We start from the raw sequence: 18,403 nt of genomic DNA on the forward strand, positions 1-18,403 counted from the left end.
GGAGGCCCGCTGTTACGCTTGGCGATGCCGTTTGACCGGCCGCGGAGAGAGAGCGCCCAGGTGGACATGCCCTGGAGCACCGCGCAACGAGAAGATAAGGAGTCGGTCATCCATGCCATTGGAAGCTGACGTGAAGAAGCAGATCATGGCCGAGTACGCCACCAAGGAGGGCGACACCGGCTCCCCGGAGGTGCAGATCGCGATGCTGACGCAGCGCATCAAGGACCTCACCGAGCACTCTCGGGCTCACAAGCACGACCACCACAGCCGTCGTGGTCTCCTCCTGCTCGTCGGCCGCCGCAAGCGCATGCTGCGCTACCTCGAGGCGACCGACATCGAGCGCTACCGATCGCTCATCAAGCGACTCGGCCTGCGTCGATGAACACGTGACGAAAGGCGGTCACCGCAGTCCTGCGGTGACCGCCTTTCGTCGTGGTGAGGTTCGCACCCCCCAGTGGTTGGCGGCCCGCCTGATGAAACCCCGCACACAACGACGATGTGCGTGGGCACGAAGAGAGAAAGAAAGCGAGGGCCCCTATATGGAGGGTCCAGACATCACCTTCGCCGAGGCCGTCATCGACAACGGCAGCTTCGGCACTCGCACGGTCCGCTTCGAGACCGGGCGCCTGGCCAAGCAGGCCGGGGGAGCCGTCGTCGCGTACCTCGACGAGGACACGATGATCATGTCGACGACGTCCGCGGGCAAGACACCCAAGGACCAGTTCGACTTCTTCCCGCTCACCGTTGACGTCGAGGAGCGGATGTACTCCGTCGGCCGGATCCCCGGCTCGTTCTTCCGTCGCGAGGGCCGCCCCACGACCGAGGCGATCCTCACCTGCCGGCTCATCGACCGGCCGCTGCGCCCGACCTTCAAAAAGGGCCTGCGCAACGAGGTCCAGGTCATCATCACGGTGTTCGCCCTGAACCCCGAGCACCAGTACGACGTGCTCGCCATCAACGCCGCGAGCGCCTCCACGCAGATATCTGGTCTGCCGTTCTCCGGCCCGATCGGTGGCGTGCGCGTGTCGCTCATCGACGGACAGTGGGTCGCGTTCCCGAACTTCTCGGACATCGAGCGCTCCGTCTTCGACATGGTCGTAGCCGGCCGCGTCGTGTCGGGTTCGGGTGGCGATGACGTCGCGATCATGATGGTCGAGGCCGAGTCGACCGAGTCGACCTGGAACCTCGTCAAGACCGAGGGCAAGCAGGCGCCGACCGAGGAGGTCGTCGCCGAAGGTCTCGAGGCGAGCAAGAAGTTCATCAAGGTGCTCTGCGAGGCACAGGCCGAGCTGGCTGCCAAGGCGGCCAAGCCGGTGGAGGACTTCCCGGTCTTCCTCGACTATGAGGACGACGTTTTCGCCGCCGTCGAGGAGGCCGCCTCGGCCGACACGGCTGCCGCCCTGACGATCGCCGGCAAGACCGAGCGCGAGGACCGGCTGGACGAGATCAAGTCGGCGCTGCACCTGAGGCTTGTCGGCGAGGGCGAGGACAGCGATGTGCACGGACCGTTCGCGGGCCGCCGCAAGGAGGTCTCGGCCGCGTTCCGCGCGCTGCAGAAGAAGTTGGTCCGCCAGCGCATCCTGCGCGACAAGGTCCGCATCGACGGCCGTGGCCTCGCCGACATCCGCGCCCTCGGCGCCGAGGTCGAGGTCCTGCCGCGCGTCCACGGCTCGGCCATCTTCGAGCGCGGTGAGACCCAGATCATGGGTGTCACCACGCTGAACATGCTCAAGATGGAGCAGCAGCTCGACACGCTGAACCCGCAGACGCGCAAGCGCTACATGCACAACTACAACTTCCCGCCGTACAGCACCGGCGAGACCGGCCGCGTCGGCTCCCCGAAGCGTCGCGAGATCGGCCACGGAGCGCTCGCCGAGCGCGCCCTCATGCCGGTGCTGCCGACGCGCGAGGAGTTCCCCTACGCGATCCGCCAGGTATCGGAGGCGCTCGGCTCGAACGGGTCGACGTCGATGGGCTCGGTGTGCGCCTCCACCCTGTCGCTGCTCAACGCCGGTGTGCCGCTGCGCGCCCCGGTCGCGGGGATCGCGATGGGTCTCGTGTCGGACGAGGTCGATGGAGAGACGCGCTATGCGGCGCTGACCGACATCCTCGGCGCCGAGGACGCCTTCGGCGACATGGACTTCAAGGTCGCCGGCACCAAGGAGTTCGTCACGGCGATCCAGCTCGACACGAAGCTCGACGGCATCCCGGCGTCGGTCCTCGCTGGCGCGCTGACCCAGGCCCGCGACGCGCGGTTGCACATCCTCGACGTCATGGCCGAGGCCATCGACATGCCCGACGAGATGAGCCCCTACGCGCCGCGGATCATCACGGTGAAGGTCCCCGTCGACAAGATCGGTGAGGTCATCGGCCCGAAGGGCAAGATGATCAACCAGATCCAGGACGACACGGGCGCCGACATCTCGATCGAGGACGACGGCACCGTGTTCATCGGAGCTGTCGACGGCCCGTCTGCAGAGGCGGCTCGCGCGGCGATCAACGCCATCGCGAACCCGCAGATGCCCGAGGTCGGCGAGCGCTTCCTCGGCACGGTCGTCAAGACGACGACGTTCGGTGCGTTCATCTCGCTGTTGCCCGGCAAGGACGGCCTGCTGCACATCTCCGAGGTGCGCAAGCTCGTCGGTGGCAAGCGGATCGACAGCGTCGACGACGTCGTCAAGGTCGGCCAGAAGATCCAGGTCGAGCTCAAGGAGATCGACCCGCGCGGCAAGCTCTCGCTCGCGGCTGTCCTGCCCGAGGGAGAGTCCGACGCCAAGGCCGAGTCCGCCAAGGCCGAGGAGCCGGCTGACGCCTGAGTCGCGGACGCCGATGTGAAGCGGCCCGGAACCTTGCGGTTCCGGGCCGCTTCGACATAGCGGGTCGGGGTCGCCCGCGATCAGAAGATCGCGTTGATGCCGTTCCAGCCGGCCCCGATGAGGACCCGGCTGCGCCACCCTCCGGACGCCGTGCGCGCGTACAGCCAGAGGTCACCGTTCCGGTCACGGGCTACGACGTCGACCACGCGGTCGCCGGTGAGGTCCCCGGGACTCATGATGGCGGTGAAGCCGTTCCACCCGGAGCCGATCCGGAGGCGGGGCAGCCAACCGCCGGAGCCGTTGCCCGGGTACAGCCACAGGTAGCCGGTGCTCGACTCGCGCGCCAGGACGTCCGCCCGTCCATCGCTGTTGACGTCCCCGGCGCCGACCAGAGTGCTGAAGCTGTTCCAGCCGGTGCCCACGCGACGGACGCTCTTGAACCCATTCGTGCCGTTCCCGGCGTAGAGGAACAGCTCGCCGGTTGAGGCCTTGCGGGCGAGGACGTCGACGCGCTGGTCGCCGTCGAAGTCCCCGGGCCCGATGATGGAGTTGAACGGGTTCCAGCCCGTGCCCACCCGAATACGGGAGCTGGACCAGCCGCCCTTTCCCGTGCTTCGGTACATCCACAGGTAGCCCGTGGCCGGGTCGCGGGCGAGCACGTCGAGTGCGCCGTCACCGCTGAAGTCACCGACCGTCTCCAACGCGTTGAACGGTCCCCAGCCGCTGCCGATCTGGACGTGGGAAGCGATCCGGCCGTTGCCCTGGCCGGCGTACAGATGCAGCGTGCCGGTCGCGGTCCACCGCGCGAGGACGTCGTTGTTCCAATCACCGTTGAAGTCCGCCGTGGAGTTGGAGAGCGTCGAGGCCGGGATCGGCAGGTTGCTGAACGCGTACGTCCCACAGGTCCGGTCATAGTCCCGGGTGTCGTCGTACCACTGCGAGAGGTACACGTGCCCACCCGAGAAGCTGGGCTGGGTGCACCGGTCCAGAGCCTCGTTGGGGTAGTCGAGCTGTCCGGCCGTCGCCCACACGGGGACACCCGGGAGACGCCAGCCGCCGGTGATCTCCTGCCAGCCGCTGGTGAAGGAGTAGAGGCCGTAGGCGTAGCCGTTATCGCGCAGTCCGCGCATCAATCCCTCGATGACGTAGCGGTTCTCGCGTTGCTGGGCGGCGTTGCCGGTGGGCCAGGGCTGCGCCGGCCGCGGCTCGACGTCGATCCACACCACGGGCGGCGTCCAACCGACGCGGTCGAGGCTTCCTGCGGCGTAGGTCGCCTCGGCATAGCCGACGTTCGACAGCTGGCCGGCGCGCGTGCTCGTCGACCAGGGTCCCTGCGAACCGTAGGTGCTGAGCTGCGCGCTCGTCGGGAAGGCGGCCATGGTGTACGCGTGTGCGGGCTTGTTGCGGGTCTGGACCCAGTCGACCTGCGACGCGAGGCACGGGTTCTCGGTGAACGGCAAGCCCTTGGTCAGGCCCGCGATGACGAACTGGGTGCTGTCCGGGGGCATCGGCAGGTCGAACCCACCCACGCTCGAAGGACACTGCGGCCACGAGATGTCGTGCCCGAACAGGGGCTCGGCCTGAGCGGGCGGCGCGACGGCGGGCAGGAGCCCGGCGAGCAGCGCCACGGCCGCGAGAGGGGCGAGAAGGATCCTTCGGACGCGCCGGAGGTTCGTGCGAGCAGGATCGCGCATGATGACCACTCCCTCGATCCCTTCCAGTGTCCATCCGGACCGTCGGTGAAGGTGGGCCTTTCGTCGCGAAACACGGACTCCCTGTCCGGCATCGATAGGGTTTCGGCGTGACGGACATCAAGGTTGCGGTGATCGGCGCGAACGGCCGGATGGGCTCCGAGGCCGTAAGGGCGGTCGGGGCGGCTGAGGGACTGAGGCTCGTCGGGGCCTACGGCTCGCGTGATGAGCTGGGGGATCTGGGCGGCGCCGACGTCGCTGTCGAGCTGACGGTCCCGGCCGCATCACCGGACAACGTCGCCCATTGCGTCGACCGGGGAGTTCACGTCGTCGTCGGCACCACCGGCTGGGACGAGGCCCGGCTGGCAGCCCTCAAGCAGCAGCTCGACGGGGCACCGCCCGCCAGCACCGGCTCTGGGGTCGGCGTGCTGATCGCGCCGAACTTCGCGATCGGGGCGCTGCTCATGATGTCGGTCGCCGCCAAGGCGGCCCCGTACTTCGAATCCGTCGAGATCATCGAGCTGCACCACCCGGGCAAGGTCGACGCGCCGTCCGGGACGGCCGCACGGACGGCGGCGCTCATCGGGGCCGCGCGAGACGAGGCCGGCCTGCCCGACGTCCCAGACGCAACCACCCACGATCCTGAAGGCGCTCGCGGAGCCCAGCTCAGCGGCATACACGTGCACTCGGTGAGGCTGCGTGGGCTCGTCGCGCACCAGGAGGTGCTCCTCGGGAACGCGGGCGAGCAGCTGACGATCCGCCACGACTCGTTCGACCGGGCCTCCTTCATGCCCGGCGTCATCGCCGCGGTCCGCGCCGTCGCAGACCACCCCGGTCTCACCGTGGGATTGGAGAAGTACCTCAGCCTCGACTGACCCTCAGCATCGCCTGGACTGCCCCCTTGCCTTCACCTGGTTCGAGGTGATCCATCCCTCTCGCGAGCGAGCCACTACCTCGATCCCAATACCTCGAACGCAGCTAGCCGTCATCCCAGGGCAGGGATCGCCTCGAACGCCCTCATCACCGCCGCGGGCTGCTCGAAGGCGGGGTCGTCGGCGGCCCCGTCGATGATGTGCAAGGGCCAGCCGTATCGTTCGCTGGCGCGTTGGGCCACGGACAGTGGCGTCTGGCGGTCCTCGCGACCCCAGATGAGCGTTGTCGGCACCGTGATCCTGGCGAGGTCGGCCTCGGGGATCGACCGGGTGCCGAAGGCAGACATGAGGCTGCGCATGGCCGTCTTCTGCTCCCGCGACCTGGCGCCCTCCAGACCCAGCGTCATCAGCGGGTCCCAGTGTGGGCCCAGCCCCTCCTGCAGCTGCGGGACATCGACGAAGCACTGCCGGAAGAAGCGGTCCCTGCTCGTGGGCGTCGGATGTGCGATGAAGGTGGCGAGGGTGATGGCGAACGCCGGGGACGGGCGGAGGCGGCTCAGGCCGTGGGTGTCGACCAACGAGAGGCCACGCAGCCGGTCCGGTCGCTCGAGCGCGAAGCGCATCGCGATCGCACCGCCAACCAGATGGCCCGCCACGTAGGGAGGCGAGGGGCAGGTCTGCTCGATCAGGTCGTCGAGCCAGGACAGCACACGCTCGCGGTCGAGCGGCCCGTCTCCCAAACCGGAGGCGCCGTGGCCAGGCAGGTCGGGAGCCACGACACGGTGCGCCGTGGCGAGCTGTGGCATGACGCGCATCCACGTCAGGGCGAATTCGCCGGGCCCGTGCAGCAGCACGACAGGAGGGCCCTCGCCACCGACGAGCACCGCCGTTGGTATTCCGGCCACGGTCAGGTGCTGCTCGAGGAGTGGAGTGGCTGCGATCAGCTGCCGGCGCTCCTTCTGCGCACCGTCGACGACCGGTCCTCCATCACGCGCTGGTCCGTTGCTCATCGAACTCACCTCCCAAGGTTTGTCCTGCAGCTCGACGCTACGTTCTGGCAGCGTCAACCGCGTCGGGAGATGTGCCCATCCGGGAGGCGCCGGCCATGGGTGGAAATGCCCACTTGGCCTGCAGGAATGACGAGCGCCGCGAGCCCGCTCGGGTCGACGACGGCCGGGTCAGAGAGCCGAGAGCACCAAGGGCCAGACGTCCTCGAGCATCCCCTCGCCGTTGCAGAGGGCAACCAGCGTCAGGTCCCGGTCAGGTAGGTGGCGCGCCACCGTCTCGACACCCGGGTCGCCACCCCCGTGCCCGAAGGCGCCGTCGGCCCGGACGTAGAGGCCGTAGCCATAGGAGACCCCATCGTCGACGGGCACGTGCCGCCTGCGCATCAGGGTGCTCAGCTCCTCGCCCAGGAGGTCGCCGGATGCAATCGCCGTGAGGAACCGATCCAGGTCGCGCGGGGTGGAGTGGGCTCCGCCGTCGCCTCCACCGATGACCGGTATCGAGAAGATGTTGCTGCGCCACGGGTCATCGCTCCCAGCGCGTTTCAGATAGCCCGCCGCGACGTCGGGCACTGGCTCGTCGGACCGGAAGTAGCCGGATGACGACATACCGGCCGGCCCGAGCACGCGTTCGGTCACCGTGTGGACGAACTCCTGCCCCGTCACCTCCTCGGTGATCGCGGCGAGCAGCACGAAGCCGGCATTGCTGTAGTGGAACTTCGCCCCCGGCTCGTCGATGGGCGCAGCTCCGGCGTAGAGAGGCAAGAAGTCGTCAGGCCGTTCCATTCCGTAGACGGGCAGGTCTCGCCAGAGGGCACCGTAGTCCTCGAGGTGCCCGGTCAGGTCCTCGTCTTCCTCGAAGTAGTCGCCGATGCCGGAGGTGTGACTGAGCAGGTGGTGCACCGTCACCTCGTGCGGCAGGGTCCACGGTCGGCGCGAGGCCGGCAGGAGGTCCACGACCCGGTTGTCGAGGCCGAGCAGGCCGTTGCGCACACAGCTCAGCACGGCCGCTGCCGTGAATGCCTTGGACAGGGACGCCAGGCCGAATCGGGTGGCGGGGCGGATCGGCGTCGCCGTCGCGCGGTTGGCCAGACCGGCGCAGACCTCGAGAAGCGTTCGCTCGCCCTCCACCACCAGGACGCTTCCCGTGAACCGGTCCTCCTCGCCCAACCCGGCGAGCCCGCCCGCCACCTCGTCCCACGTCACCATGGAAGGAGCCTAGGGCTGCGCCAGGTTGGCCTTCAGGCCCAGCCGGCGAGTCGAAGCAGGGCGGCCGTCGCCGCGCCGAGGACGACGACGACGATGAACGGCGCTCGGAGGATCAGCGCCACGACGGCCACGCCGACCGCGGCGAGGCGCGCGTCGAGCGTCCAGGCACCACCAGGGCCCGTCAGGGTCTGGATGGCAACCAGAGCGGCGAGCAGAGCCACGGGCAGCGCCGCAGTGACGCGCTTGACGTGCGGCTCCGCCAACAAGTCGGCCGGCACGAGGTAGCCGACGAGCTTGAGCCCGAAGGCGATCGCGGCCGCAATGAGCAAGGCGACCCACATGCTCATGACTGCACCTCGGACCCCGTCCGGCGTGGCTCCGAGTCCTCCGCGTCCCCGTCGGTGTCAACTGCGCCGCGGCGCGGTTCGCGCCAGGCGATGAACGCGGCCAGCGCCGCGACGATGACCGGGACGCCGGGCGGCGTGGCGGGGGCGAGCAGGACCGCGACCACCGCAGCGACGACGGCGATCGCGACGGCGTCACGATTCTTCAGCCGCGGCCAGAGGAGGGCGGTGAACGCGGCGCAGGCGGCCGCGTCGAGACCCCAGGCCTTCGGGTCCCCGAGGGCGTTGCCGACGAGGGCGCCGACGAGCGTCGTGAAGTTCCACAACGCGAAGACGGTCAGACCAGTCAGCCAGAAGCCCAGGCGAGCGGCCTTGCCGTGCGACTGGGACACCGCCACCGCGGTCGACTCGTCGATGGTGATGTGCGCGGCGGCGAGGCGTCGGACACCCCTGACCCCCAGCAGCTGGGTCAGCTCCAGGGCATAGAGACCGTTGCGGACACCGAGGAGGGAGGACGCGGCGATCGCGGCCGGGGCAGCGTGCAGGCCGGCCGAGATGATCCCGATGAAGGCGAACTGCGAACCGCCCGTGAACATCAGCAGGGAGAGGGCGCAGGCCTGCCACACGTCGAGGCCGGCAGAGACCGCCAGGGCCCCGAAGCTGATGCCGTAGGCACCCGTCGCGATGCCGACCGACAGGGCCTCCCGGATGACGAGGCGCCGCTCCTCTGCGGGCCGGGCGTCCGTCGTCATGCCGCCTCCAGGGAAGCAGAGAGGCGGACCTCCTCGGCGGTCTCACCGTCAGGGCCGACCACGCGCTGCCGGTGCGCGCCGTCCGAGTCCAGTCCAGCCGCGACGAGGAAAGCGCGCACCTCCTCTGCGGAGGCCAGGGCCCAAGCGGTCAGCCGGTCGCGTCCGCGGGCGCGCGCCGTGTCGACGACGGCGTGGAGCAAACGGGAGCCATGGCCCTGGCGCCGCGCGTCCGGATGAACGGCGAGCACGAGCAGCTCGGCGGTGCTGTCGTCGGCGTCGGGATCGCTCGAGGCTCCCACCGCAGCCAAACCGACGACCTGCTCACCCGCGCACGCCACGAGCAGCACTCCGTCCCCTGCCGCCGCACCCTCGAGCGTCGCCCGCCACGCGCTCGCGAAGGCCTGGGGCTGGAACTCGGCTATGACCTCGGGAGCCAGCTCAGCGGCATACGCCTCCCGGAACACGACGGCCTGGACGAACCCCACTGCGGGGGCATCGGACACTCGGGCCAGCCGGACGCTGGCGTCGGCAAGGGGACCGGGCGGGTGGTCGTGCTCGTGATGGACGGGGTGGTGCGGTTGGTTCACCACAGCATCGTCTCAGGCGCTCCACGCGTCCGAGAAAGGCCACTTTGGTGCGACTGGCGCCCATCTCGCATACTGGACGCATGTATGGCAATGACGTCATCGACCCGAACGAGCCGTTGAACGCGGCGGAGACGGGCGCCTACGACGAGGCTCTCGCGCACCAGGACCGACGCGAGCAGGTCGGAGGTGACTTCGATGCGCTCATCACCGCCGACCAGCGCATCGAGCCACGCGACGCGATGCCGGAGGAGTACCGGCAGACGCTGATCCGCCAGATCGCCCAGCACGCCCACTCGGAGATCATCGGGATGCAGCCCGAGGGCAACTGGATCACCCGCGCCCCCTCCCTGCGGCGCAAGGCGATCCTCATCGCCAAGGTCCAGGACGAGGCGGGACACGGCCTCTACCTCTACAGCGCTGCCGAGACGCTCGGCGTCGACCGTGCCGAGCTGCTCGACCGGCTGCACAACGGCAAGCAGAAGTACTCGTCGATCTTCAACTACCCGACGCTGACCTGGGCCGACTGCGGCGCGATCGGCTGGCTCGTCGACGGTGCCGCGATCATGAACCAGGTGCCGCTGTGCCGGTGCTCCTACGGCCCCTACGCGCGCGCCATGATCCGCGTGTGCAAGGAGGAGTCGTTCCACCAGCGGCAGGGCTTCGAGATCCTGTGGAACCTCATGCGCGGCACCGAGGCGCAGCAGGCCATGGCCCAGGACGCGGCCGACCGGTGGTGGTGGCCGGCGTTGATGATGTTCGGCCCGCCCGACACCGGTGACGCCGCCAAGGGCGGGCACACGGCCCAGTCGATGGCGTGGGGGATCAAGCGGTTCAGCAACGACGACCTGCGGCAGAAGTTTGTCGACATGATGGTGCCGCAGGCCGAGAAGCTCGGCATCGTGCTGCCGGACCCCGAGCTGAGGTGGAACGAGGAGCGCGGCCACTATGACTTCGGGCCCATCGACTGGGATGAGTTCTGGCGCGTCCTTCGCGGTGACGGTCCGTGCAACGCCGAGCGGATCGAGCACCGTCGCGCCGTCCACGAGGAGGGCGCCTGGGTGCGTGAGGCCGCCAACGCCTACGCACGCAAGCACGCCGACGAGCTGAAGGGAAGTGCCGCGTGACCGAACCCACCACCGGGCCCGCCGAGAAGAGCTGGCCGCTCTGGGAGGTGTTCGTCCGCGGCAAGCGAGGGCTCTCGCACGCCCACGTCGGCTCTCTCCACGCCCCGGACGCCCAGATGGCGCTGCGCAACGGCCGCGACGTCTACACCCGCCGCCAGGAGGGCGTCTCGATCTGGGTTGTCCGCGCGTCGGACATCGTCGCGAGCAGCCCGGAGGAGAAGGACTCGTTCTTCGACCCCGCGGCCGACAAGGTCTACCGGCATCCGTCGTTCTACGAGGTGCCAGAGGACGTCGAGTACCTGTGATGGGCGAGGATCGTTCTGCCGCATACCTGCTCGGCTTGGCTGATGATGCGATGGTCTATGCGCAGCGGCTGGGCGAGTGGATGACCAACGCCCCGCAGATCGAGGAGGACATGGCGCTCGGCAACATCGCGCTGGACCTCCTCGGTCAGGCGCGGGGGCTCTATCCCTACGTCGGCTCGCTCGACGGCACGGGCCGGAGCGAGGACGACTTCGCGATGATGCGGGACGAGCGGGAGTGGCGCAACGTCCACCTCGTCGAGCAGGAGCGGGGTGACTTCGGGCGGGAGATGGCGCGGTTGCTGTGGTTCTCCGCGTACCAGAAGCAGTTGTATGCCGCTCTGCTCGCTTCCAGCGACGGTGTCCTCGCGGGGGTGGCCGGCAAGGCGCTCAAGGAGGTCCGCTACCACCACGACCACGCGACGCAGTGGGTCGTGCGCTTGGGGGACGGGACTGAGGAGTCGCACCGGCGGATGCAGGCCGGGCTGGAGTGGGTGCTGCCCTACCTGCCGGAGCTGTTCGACGACGACCCGGCGAGCGTCGCGGCAGCGGAGGCCGGCGTGGGCGTCCTGCCGTCATCCCTGCACGAGGCCGTAACGTCGCAGGTGGCCGCGGTGTGCGAGGAGGCGACCCTCGACCTGCACGCCCCGACCCGGCGCACTCGCGGTGGCCGAGAGGGCGTCCACTCGACGCCGATGGGTTACCTCCTCGCCGAGATGCAGCACATCGCGCGCTCCCACCCCGGTGCGACGTGGTGAGCCCGATGGCGCCCATGTCGACGGAAGCTGCTGTGGCTGAGGCGATCTCGCGGATCCCTGACCCGGAGATCCCGGTGATCTCCATCGCGGACCTCGGGATCCTGCGCGACGTGGAGGTCGACGAGGACGCCCAGGTGCTCGTCGCGACCATCACGCCGACGTACTCCGGATGCCCTGCGATGGAGGCGATCACCGACCGGATCCGGTGGGAGGCCGAGGTCCACGGCTATCGAGCCGAGGTGCGGACCCGGCTGTCCCCGGCGTGGACGACCGACTGGATGACCGAGGAGGGCCGGGCCGCGCTCCAGCGCTTCGGCATCGCGCCGCCCGGGCCGGTGCCGGAAGGCGCGGGCCGTGGTCCCGTCCTCCTCCAGCTCCAGCGGCACGTCGTCAGCTGCCCGCACTGCGGCTCGGACGACACGACGGAGATCGCCCACTTCGGGTCCACCGCGTGCAAGGCCCTGCGCCGGTGCAACGCGTGCGGTGAGCCCTTCGACGAGTTCAAGGCCATCTGAAATGACCGACCTCACGACCGAGGGCGCTCCCGCCCGCCATCGGGCCCGTTTCCACGAGCTGACCGTCGCCGACGTCGAGCGGCTCACCGACGAGTCCGTTGCCATCACCTTCGCGGTCCCGCCCGAGCTCGCCGACGAGTACCGGTTCGAGCCTGGCCAGCATTTGACGCTGCGCGCCATCATCAACGGCGAGGAGGTCCGGCAGTCCTACTCGATCTGTCAGTCGCGCGCGACCGCCACCGCGAGCCGTACCCTGCGCGTCGCCGCTGCGCGCGTCCCTGAGGGACGGATGTCGAACTGGCTCAACGACGTCGTCGCCGCCGGGGACGTTCTCGAGGTCATGACCCCGTTGGGCAGCTTCACGTGTGTAACCCAGCCCAGCGGCATACGGCATCACCTCGCGATTGCGGCAGGCTCCGGGATCACGCCGGTGATGTCCCTGCTCGCCACCGCGCTCGAGGAGGAGCCGCGGTCACGCGTGACGCTGCTCTACGGCAACCGCAGGACGAGCTCGATCATGTTCCTCGAGGAGCTCGAGGACCTCAAGAACCGCTTCCCGGGGCGTTTCCACCTCATCAACGTCCTCTCCCGCGAGGCGCAGGACGTCGAGCTCTTCAGTGGGCGGCTCGACCCGGAGCGGCTCGAACGGATCTTCGCCACCCTCGTGCCGGTCGGGTCCGTGGACGAGTGGTACCTCTGCGGGCCCTTCGGGATGGTGACCGCGGCCGAGGCGCTGCTCACGGAGCAGGGGGTCGAGCCGCACCACGTCCACCACGAGATCTTCCACGTCGACGACGGCACCGAGCCGAAGCGGAAGGTCGTCATCGACGAGGGGGCGCCGCCCGAGGCGACGGTGACGGTCAACCTCGACGGGCGCACGACCGTGATCCCCATGCCGAGCCGCGACGAGACCATCCTCGACGCGGCGCTTCGCCTGCGGCCGGATGCCCCCTTCTCGTGCACCAACGGCGTCTGCGGCACGTGCCGGGCGAGGCTCGTCTCCGGCGAGGTGCGGATGGACCGGAACTACGCGCTCGAGCCGGACGAGGTGGCGGCCGGCCTGGTCCTCACGTGCCAGAGCCACCCGGTGAGCGACGACGTCTCCCTCGACTACGACGCCTGAGCCGACGCGACTGACCGCCAGACGGCCAGCTCCGTGAGATGTGGGACGTGGGCTGGGAGGCTGGGTGCGGGGGAGCCGGACCCGCGGCATACGGCCTCACCTGCTCGGTTGTGACACCGGGGCCAACTACGCTGCCTGTGTGCGGCAGTACCTTGACCTCCTCGACCACGTCCTGACCCACGGTCAGGAGAAGTCCGACCGGACCGGGACCGGGACGCTGAGCGTCTTCGGCCACCAGATGCGCTTCGACCTCGCCGACGGCTTCCCCGCGATGACGACGAAGAAGCTGCACCTGCGCTCGATCATCGGCGAGCTGCTCTGGTTCCTGCGGGGTGACACGAACGTGAGGTGGCTCCAGGAGCGTGGCATCTCGATCTGGGACGAGTGGGCCGACAAGGACGGCAACCTCGGGCCGATCTACGGGTACCAGTGGCGGTCGTGGCCGACCCCGGACGGGCGCCGCGTCGATCAGATCGCCAAGGTCATCGAGCAGATCCGCACCAATCCGGACTCCCGCCGCCTCATCGTCTCTGCCTGGAACGTCGCGGATGTCGACGAGATGGCGCTGCCGCCGTGCCACGCGCTGTTCCAGTTCTATGTGTCGCCGCCCGGTGATGACGGCACACGGCGCCTGTCGTGCCAGCTCTACCAGCGCAGCGCCGACATCTTCCTCGGCGTGCCGTTCAACATCGCGAGCTATGCGCTGCTGACGCAGATGGTGGCGCAGCTGACCGACCTGGAGCCGGGGGAGTTCGTGCACACGCTGGGCGACGCCCACCTCTACCTCAACCACCTCGAGCAGGCTCGGCTCCAGCTGACCCGCACCCCGCATCCGCTGCCGACGATGCGGATCACCCCCGGCAAGGCGAGTATCGACGAGTTCGACCTGGACGACTTCGAGCTCGTCGACTACGTGGCGGAGCCGGGTATCCGCGCCCCGATCGCTGTCTGAGCCGGGGCACTTGCTGACACAGTGGCTCCATGACGAACGTGACGATGATCGCCGCCGTCGGCCGCAACGGCGTGATCGGCGACGGCTCCTCGATGCCGTGGCACATCTCCGAGGACCTCAAGTTCTTCAAGCGCACGACCATGGGGCACCCGATGATCATGGGCCGGCGAACGTTCGACTCAGTCGGCGTGCTGCCCGGCCGCCGGACCATCGTGCTGACCCGGCAGGAGGACTGGCGACACCCGGACGTCGAGACCGCGCACTCGCTGGCCGAGGCCCTGAGCCTCGCCGGACCCGCTGACGAGGTGTTCGTCGTCGGCGGCGGCGAGGTCTACCGGGAGGCCATGCCGTATGCCGCTCGCCTCGTCATCACGGAGGTCGACCAGTCCCCGGAGGGCTCAGTCACCTTTCCCGACGTCGATCCCACAGAGTGGCAGGAGACGGAACGCGAGCCGCACGACGGGTTTGCGTGGGTCACCTACCTCCGCCGCTGACCGCCCGCCGGAATTTGGTGCCCGAGCCGTGTAACGCCACCGCAGGCCACGCGATGGTAGGAGTGGCGAGGCACTACTCGGACCCCCGAGCGAGTAGTGCCTCGCTTCGTGCGCTCCGCCACCGATCCTGATCGAGTGACCACGTTTCGGGGAGAAGTGACCCCAAAGCTGTTCTTTCGATCGGGTTGGGACACGTTGCGGCCGCCTGGAAGCATGGGAGGCGGCGGGGGCTAACCTTGCCCCATGGCAGACGCACCCCGGCTAGGACGTGTCCTCTCGGCGATGGTGACGCCGATGCGGACGGACGGATCAGTCGACCTCGACTCCGCCCAGCGCTTGGCGACGCACCTGGTCGACCAGGGCCACGACGGCATCATCGTGTCCGGGACGACGGGGGAGTCGCCGACGACCACGGCGTCCGAGAAGGAGGACCTCCTCCGGGCCGTCATCGGCGCGGTCGGCGACCGGGCCGTCATCGTCGCCGGGGCAGGCAGCAACGACACCGCCAAGAGCGTCGAGTCCGTGCGCGTCGCTGAGAAGGTCGGCGCGAACGCGGTCCTCGCCGTCACGCCGTACTACAACAAGCCGCCGCAGGCGGGGCTTGTCGCCCACTTCCTCGCCCTCGCTGACGCGAGCGACCTTCCGGTCATGGTCTACGACATCCCGGGTCGATCCGGCATCGCCATCGCCCGCGAGACGTACCTCCGGATAGCCGAGCACGAGCGCGTCGTCGCCGTGAAGGACGCCCGCGCCGACCTGTGGCTCGCCAGCCAGCTGATGGAGGCGACCGGCCTCGACTGGTACTCCGGCGACGACGCGATGAACCTGGCCCACTTCGTCAACGGCGGCGTCGGATTCGTGGGCGTGACCTCGCAGACCTGCCCCGCGGTCTACCGGCGCTACGCAGACGCGGTCGTGGAGGGCCGCTGGGACGATGCCCGGGCCATCCACCGGTCGCTTCACGCCATGGTGGACGCCGTCATGAACGTCACGCAGGGAGCCATCATGGCCAAGGCGGCCCTTGCCGAGCAGGGCGTCATCGAGTCCGCCACGGTGCGGCTCCCGCTCGTGGAGGCGACCCCCGAGCAGCGACAGGTCGTCCGCTCCGCCCTCGCCACGGTCGCCTGACCAGCGCGCCCACCCAGCTGGCTCGGCCAGCTCGCCTGACCTCGCACCCGACCGACAGGAAACCTGTGAGCCATCTCCACCCCGAGCTGACCGATCCGCCCGCCCTGCCCAGCAACGGCCTCCGGGTCGTCGCCCTGGGCGGGCTCGGCGAGGTCGGTCGGAACATGACCGTCCTCGAGACCCAGGGCCGGCTGCTCGTCATCGACTGCGGCGTGCTCTTCCCCGAGGACCACCATCCCGGGGTCGACCTGATCCTGCCCGACTTCTCCTACCTCGAGGACCGTCTCGACGACGTCGAGGCCATCGTCCTCACACACGGACACGAGGACCACATCGGAGCCGTCCCCTACCTGCTCCGCCTCAAGGAGGACATCCCCCTCATCGGCTCGACCCTGACGTTGGCGCTCGTCGAGGCCAAGCTCAAGGAACACCGCATCCGGCCGTTCACCCTGGCCGTTGCGGAGGGGCAGCGCGAGCGGGTCGGCGCCTTCGACCTCGAGTTCGTGGCGGTGAACCACTCGATTCCGGACGCGCTCGCGGTGTTCGTCCGCACCAAGGCGGGCACCCTGCTGCACACCGGTGACTTCAAGATGGACCAGCTGCCGCTCGATGGTCGGATCACCGACCTGCGGGCCTTCGCACGGCTGGGGGAGGAGGGCGTCGACCTGTTCCTCACCGACTCGACGAACGCCGACATGCCCGGCTTCACCACCCCTGAGCTCGAGATCGCGCCGGCCATCGACAAGGTCTTCCGGCATGCCGAGCGGCGCATCATCGTCGCGTGCTTCAGCAGCCATGTCCATCGGGTCCAGCAGGTGCTGGACGCGGCCGAGAAGGCCGGGCGCAAGGTCGCCTTCGTCGGCCGCTCCATGATCCGCAACATGGGGATCGCCGCCGACCTCGGCTTCCTGCACGTGCCCGACGGGATCCTCGTCGACGCCAAACGCTTCGGTGACCTCCCGGACAACAAGCTGGTGCTCATCAGTACCGGTTCGCAGGGCGAGCCGATGGCGGCCCTGTCCCGGATGGCCAACGGTGACCACCGGATCAACGTCGGCCCGGGCGACACCGTCCTGCTGGCCAGCAGCCTCATTCCCGGCAACGAGAACGCCGTCTACCGAGTCATCAACGGCCTCATGCGCCTCGGTGCAACCGTCGTGCACAAGGGGAACGCCAAGGTGCACGTCTCGGGCCACGCGAGCGCGGGCGAGCTGCTCTACTGCTACAACATCGTGCGACCCCGCAACGTCATGCCGGTGCATGGCGAGTGGCGCCACATGTACGCCAACGCCCAGCTCGCCATCCAGACAGGTGTGCCCGAGCAAAACGTCGTGCTCGCAGAGGACGGCGTCGTGGTCGACCTCGTCGACGGCCAGGCCAGGATCACCGGAGTCGTGGACTGCGGCTACATCTATGTCGACGGGACCAACATCGGCGGCGCGGACGAGGCGCTGCTCAAGGACCGTCGCATCCTGCGCGACGAGGGCTTCATCACGTGCATCGTCGTGCTCGACGCCGCGACCGGCAAGATCGCGTCCGGTCCGGAGATCACGGCGCGGGGCTTCGTCGAGGACCAGGAGCTCTTCCGGCAGGTGATCCCGAAGGTCGAGCGGGCGATCGAGGAGGCCGTCGCGAATGGCGTTCGTGACGACCAGCAGCTCCAGCAGGTCATCCGGCGGGCCGTGGGCTCCTGGGTGGGCGGCAAGATCCGTCGACGCCCGATGATCATCCCCGTCGTCCTCCAGGCGTGACGGAGCCCGAGCTGGGTAGGAGGCGGCGCTGGGTCGACCTCGGAATCGCCGCGGCGCTCGTCGTCCTCGTGGCCGCCGGCGCCGCACGCTGGCTCGACACGACGGCGCAGCCGGTCATCGTGCTGCAGACTGCCGGCCCGTTCGTCGCGATCGGCCTGCTCGGCCTGCTCGTTGCGACTGCCTTGCTCAGGCGGTGGTGGATGCTGCTGCCGGTGACCGTGGCTGTCGTGGTCGCGGCGACCATGGCGCTCCCGGACTGGTTCGCCCACACGTCGCCGCAGGCGCCACGTGACCTCACCGTCATGGCGGTCAACCTCTCGTTCGGCAGGGCCGACCCGGACCAGGTGGCGGAGGCAGTGCGGGCTCACTCCGTCGACGTCCTCGTGGCCACCGAGATCACGCCGGACGCGGAGCGGGCGCTGGACAAGTCGGGCCTCGACCAATGGTTCATCGAGCGGGCGGGGGAGACCCGTCCGGACTCCTTCACGGGCACCATGGTCTATTCGCGTTTCCCCCTCACCCAGGTGACCGGTGGCGACCCGGTCGACGCACACACTCCGAGCCTCCAGCCGGAGGTCGTCCTGGACGTCAGTGGCACTCCGGTCCGGCTCAAGGCCGTGCACGTCATGGCGCCCTTGGCCGGCGAGACCGAGCAGTGGCGAGCCGGCCTGCGGGCGCTGGCGACCTGGCGAGACCGCCAGTCGGGTGACCAGCCGACATTGCTCGCCGGCGACTTCAACGCGAGTCCCGGGCACCCCGCCTTCCGGGCCCTCTCAGCGGGCCAGGACGACGCGCACCGGGTCGCGGGGCTGGGCTGGGTCCGGACCTGGCCCTTCGTCGACCATCGCATGCCGCCCTACGTCCAGATCGATCACCTGCTGAGCCGCAAGCTGACCGTCGTCGAGGCGGGTGAGGTCGCGATCCATGGCACGGACCACGGCATCATCTGGGCGGCCTACTCGCTCCCGAGACGCTGATCGT

19 protein-coding genes are annotated in these 18,403 nt (G+C 69.2%); 13 read left to right on the forward strand and 6 right to left on the reverse strand.

Features of this window, described 5'->3' with window-relative positions; genetic code table 11:
- The first annotated feature begins 112 nt into the window (after window positions 1–112).
- Both rpsO and VIR15_RS15405 read left to right on the forward strand, forming a co-directional pair.
- Window positions 113–382, forward strand: a complete 270-nt coding sequence (gene rpsO, locus VIR15_RS15400) for a 30S ribosomal protein S15 (RefSeq protein ID WP_331929286.1) — start codon at window positions 113–115, stop codon at window positions 380–382.
- Window positions 383–539: 157 nt separating this feature from the next.
- Window positions 540–2,816 carry a polyribonucleotide nucleotidyltransferase gene (locus VIR15_RS15405; protein WP_331929288.1) on the forward strand — a complete coding sequence of 759 codons (2,277 nt, stop codon included), beginning with the start codon at window positions 540–542 and terminating at the stop codon, window positions 2,814–2,816.
- A gap of 80 nt (window positions 2,817–2,896) precedes the next feature.
- Here the strand turns inward: VIR15_RS15405 and VIR15_RS15410 are convergent, their stop codons facing one another.
- Window positions 2,897–4,510, reverse strand: coding sequence for an FG-GAP-like repeat-containing protein (locus tag VIR15_RS15410; protein WP_331929290.1), 1,614 nt, complete (start codon window positions 4,508–4,510; stop codon window positions 2,897–2,899).
- Window positions 4,511–4,617: 107 nt separating this feature from the next.
- On the opposite strand from VIR15_RS15410, the gene dapB reads away from it, so the two are divergent.
- Window positions 4,618–5,382 (forward strand): 4-hydroxy-tetrahydrodipicolinate reductase, encoded by a 765-nt coding sequence (gene dapB, locus VIR15_RS15415; protein ID WP_331929292.1) that lies wholly within the window; start codon window positions 4,618–4,620, stop codon window positions 5,380–5,382.
- Between the two features lie 110 nt (window positions 5,383–5,492).
- Here dapB and VIR15_RS15420 read toward each other — a convergent pair whose 3' ends face one another.
- The 5 genes from VIR15_RS15420 to VIR15_RS15440 form a co-directional block, all read right to left on the reverse strand.
- Window positions 5,493–6,389, reverse strand: a complete 897-nt coding sequence (locus VIR15_RS15420; RefSeq protein WP_331929294.1) for an alpha/beta fold hydrolase — start codon at window positions 6,387–6,389, stop codon at window positions 5,493–5,495.
- Between the two features lie 168 nt (window positions 6,390–6,557).
- Window positions 6,558–7,592, reverse strand: a complete 1,035-nt coding sequence (locus VIR15_RS15425; RefSeq protein WP_331929296.1) for a serine hydrolase domain-containing protein — start codon at window positions 7,590–7,592, stop codon at window positions 6,558–6,560.
- Between the two features lie 32 nt (window positions 7,593–7,624).
- Complete coding sequence (locus VIR15_RS15430) at window positions 7,625–7,939, reverse strand: AzlD domain-containing protein (protein WP_331929298.1); 315 nt, start codon at window positions 7,937–7,939, stop codon at window positions 7,625–7,627.
- The gene (locus VIR15_RS15435; protein WP_331929300.1) at window positions 7,936–8,688 is read right to left on the reverse strand and encodes an AzlC family ABC transporter permease; all 753 of its coding nucleotides are present in this window, start codon (window positions 8,686–8,688) and stop codon (window positions 7,936–7,938) included. Before VIR15_RS15435 ends, VIR15_RS15430 begins: the two co-directional genes overlap by 4 nt.
- Window positions 8,685–9,275, reverse strand: a complete 591-nt coding sequence (locus tag VIR15_RS15440; RefSeq protein ID WP_331929302.1) for a GNAT family N-acetyltransferase — start codon at window positions 9,273–9,275, stop codon at window positions 8,685–8,687. The genes VIR15_RS15435 and VIR15_RS15440 overlap by 4 nt, the downstream gene beginning before the upstream one ends.
- An 80-nt stretch (window positions 9,276–9,355) precedes the next feature.
- Between VIR15_RS15440 and paaA the strand changes: the two genes are divergently transcribed.
- The 10 genes from paaA to VIR15_RS15490 all read left to right on the forward strand — a co-directional run bounded on the left by paaA (window position 9,356) and on the right by VIR15_RS15490 (window position 18,399).
- Window positions 9,356–10,399: a 1,2-phenylacetyl-CoA epoxidase subunit PaaA gene (gene paaA, locus VIR15_RS15445; protein ID WP_331929304.1), complete on the forward strand. Its 1,044-nt coding sequence runs from the start codon at window positions 9,356–9,358 to the stop codon at window positions 10,397–10,399.
- Window positions 10,396–10,704: a 1,2-phenylacetyl-CoA epoxidase subunit PaaB gene (paaB, locus tag VIR15_RS15450; RefSeq protein ID WP_331929306.1), complete on the forward strand. Its 309-nt coding sequence runs from the start codon at window positions 10,396–10,398 to the stop codon at window positions 10,702–10,704. Before paaA ends, paaB begins: the two co-directional genes overlap by 4 nt.
- Window positions 10,704–11,459 (forward strand): 1,2-phenylacetyl-CoA epoxidase subunit PaaC, encoded by a 756-nt coding sequence (paaC, locus tag VIR15_RS15455; RefSeq protein WP_331929308.1) that lies wholly within the window; start codon window positions 10,704–10,706, stop codon window positions 11,457–11,459. Before paaB ends, paaC begins: the two co-directional genes overlap by 1 nt.
- A 14-nt stretch (window positions 11,460–11,473) precedes the next feature.
- Window positions 11,474–11,974 carry a 1,2-phenylacetyl-CoA epoxidase subunit PaaD gene (paaD, locus tag VIR15_RS15460; protein WP_331929310.1) on the forward strand — a complete coding sequence of 167 codons (501 nt, stop codon included), beginning with the start codon at window positions 11,474–11,476 and terminating at the stop codon, window positions 11,972–11,974.
- Window position 11,975: 1 nt separating this feature from the next.
- Window positions 11,976–13,097 (forward strand): 1,2-phenylacetyl-CoA epoxidase subunit PaaE, encoded by a 1,122-nt coding sequence (gene paaE / locus VIR15_RS15465; RefSeq protein WP_331929312.1) that lies wholly within the window; start codon window positions 11,976–11,978, stop codon window positions 13,095–13,097.
- Between the two features lie 139 nt (window positions 13,098–13,236).
- Window positions 13,237–14,049 carry a thymidylate synthase gene (locus tag VIR15_RS15470; RefSeq protein ID WP_331929314.1) on the forward strand — a complete coding sequence of 271 codons (813 nt, stop codon included), beginning with the start codon at window positions 13,237–13,239 and terminating at the stop codon, window positions 14,047–14,049.
- Between the two features lie 29 nt (window positions 14,050–14,078).
- Window positions 14,079–14,543 (forward strand): dihydrofolate reductase, encoded by a 465-nt coding sequence (locus VIR15_RS15475; protein WP_331929316.1) that lies wholly within the window; start codon window positions 14,079–14,081, stop codon window positions 14,541–14,543.
- Between the two features lie 243 nt (window positions 14,544–14,786).
- Window positions 14,787–15,671: a 4-hydroxy-tetrahydrodipicolinate synthase gene (dapA, locus tag VIR15_RS15480; RefSeq protein ID WP_331929318.1), complete on the forward strand. Its 885-nt coding sequence runs from the start codon at window positions 14,787–14,789 to the stop codon at window positions 15,669–15,671.
- 65 nt (window positions 15,672–15,736) lie between these two features.
- Window positions 15,737–17,422 carry a ribonuclease J gene (locus tag VIR15_RS15485; protein WP_331929320.1) on the forward strand — a complete coding sequence of 562 codons (1,686 nt, stop codon included), beginning with the start codon at window positions 15,737–15,739 and terminating at the stop codon, window positions 17,420–17,422.
- A complete protein-coding gene (locus VIR15_RS15490; RefSeq protein ID WP_331929322.1) occupies window positions 17,419–18,399 on the forward strand; it encodes an endonuclease/exonuclease/phosphatase family protein in 981 nt (326 codons plus the stop codon). The genes VIR15_RS15485 and VIR15_RS15490 overlap by 4 nt, the downstream gene beginning before the upstream one ends.
- Window positions 18,400–18,403: the final 4 nt, after the last annotated feature.

Origin of the sequence: Intrasporangium sp. (assembly GCF_036566125.1) — a bacterium.
Taxonomy (GTDB): domain Bacteria; phylum Actinomycetota; class Actinomycetes; order Actinomycetales; family Dermatophilaceae; genus Intrasporangium.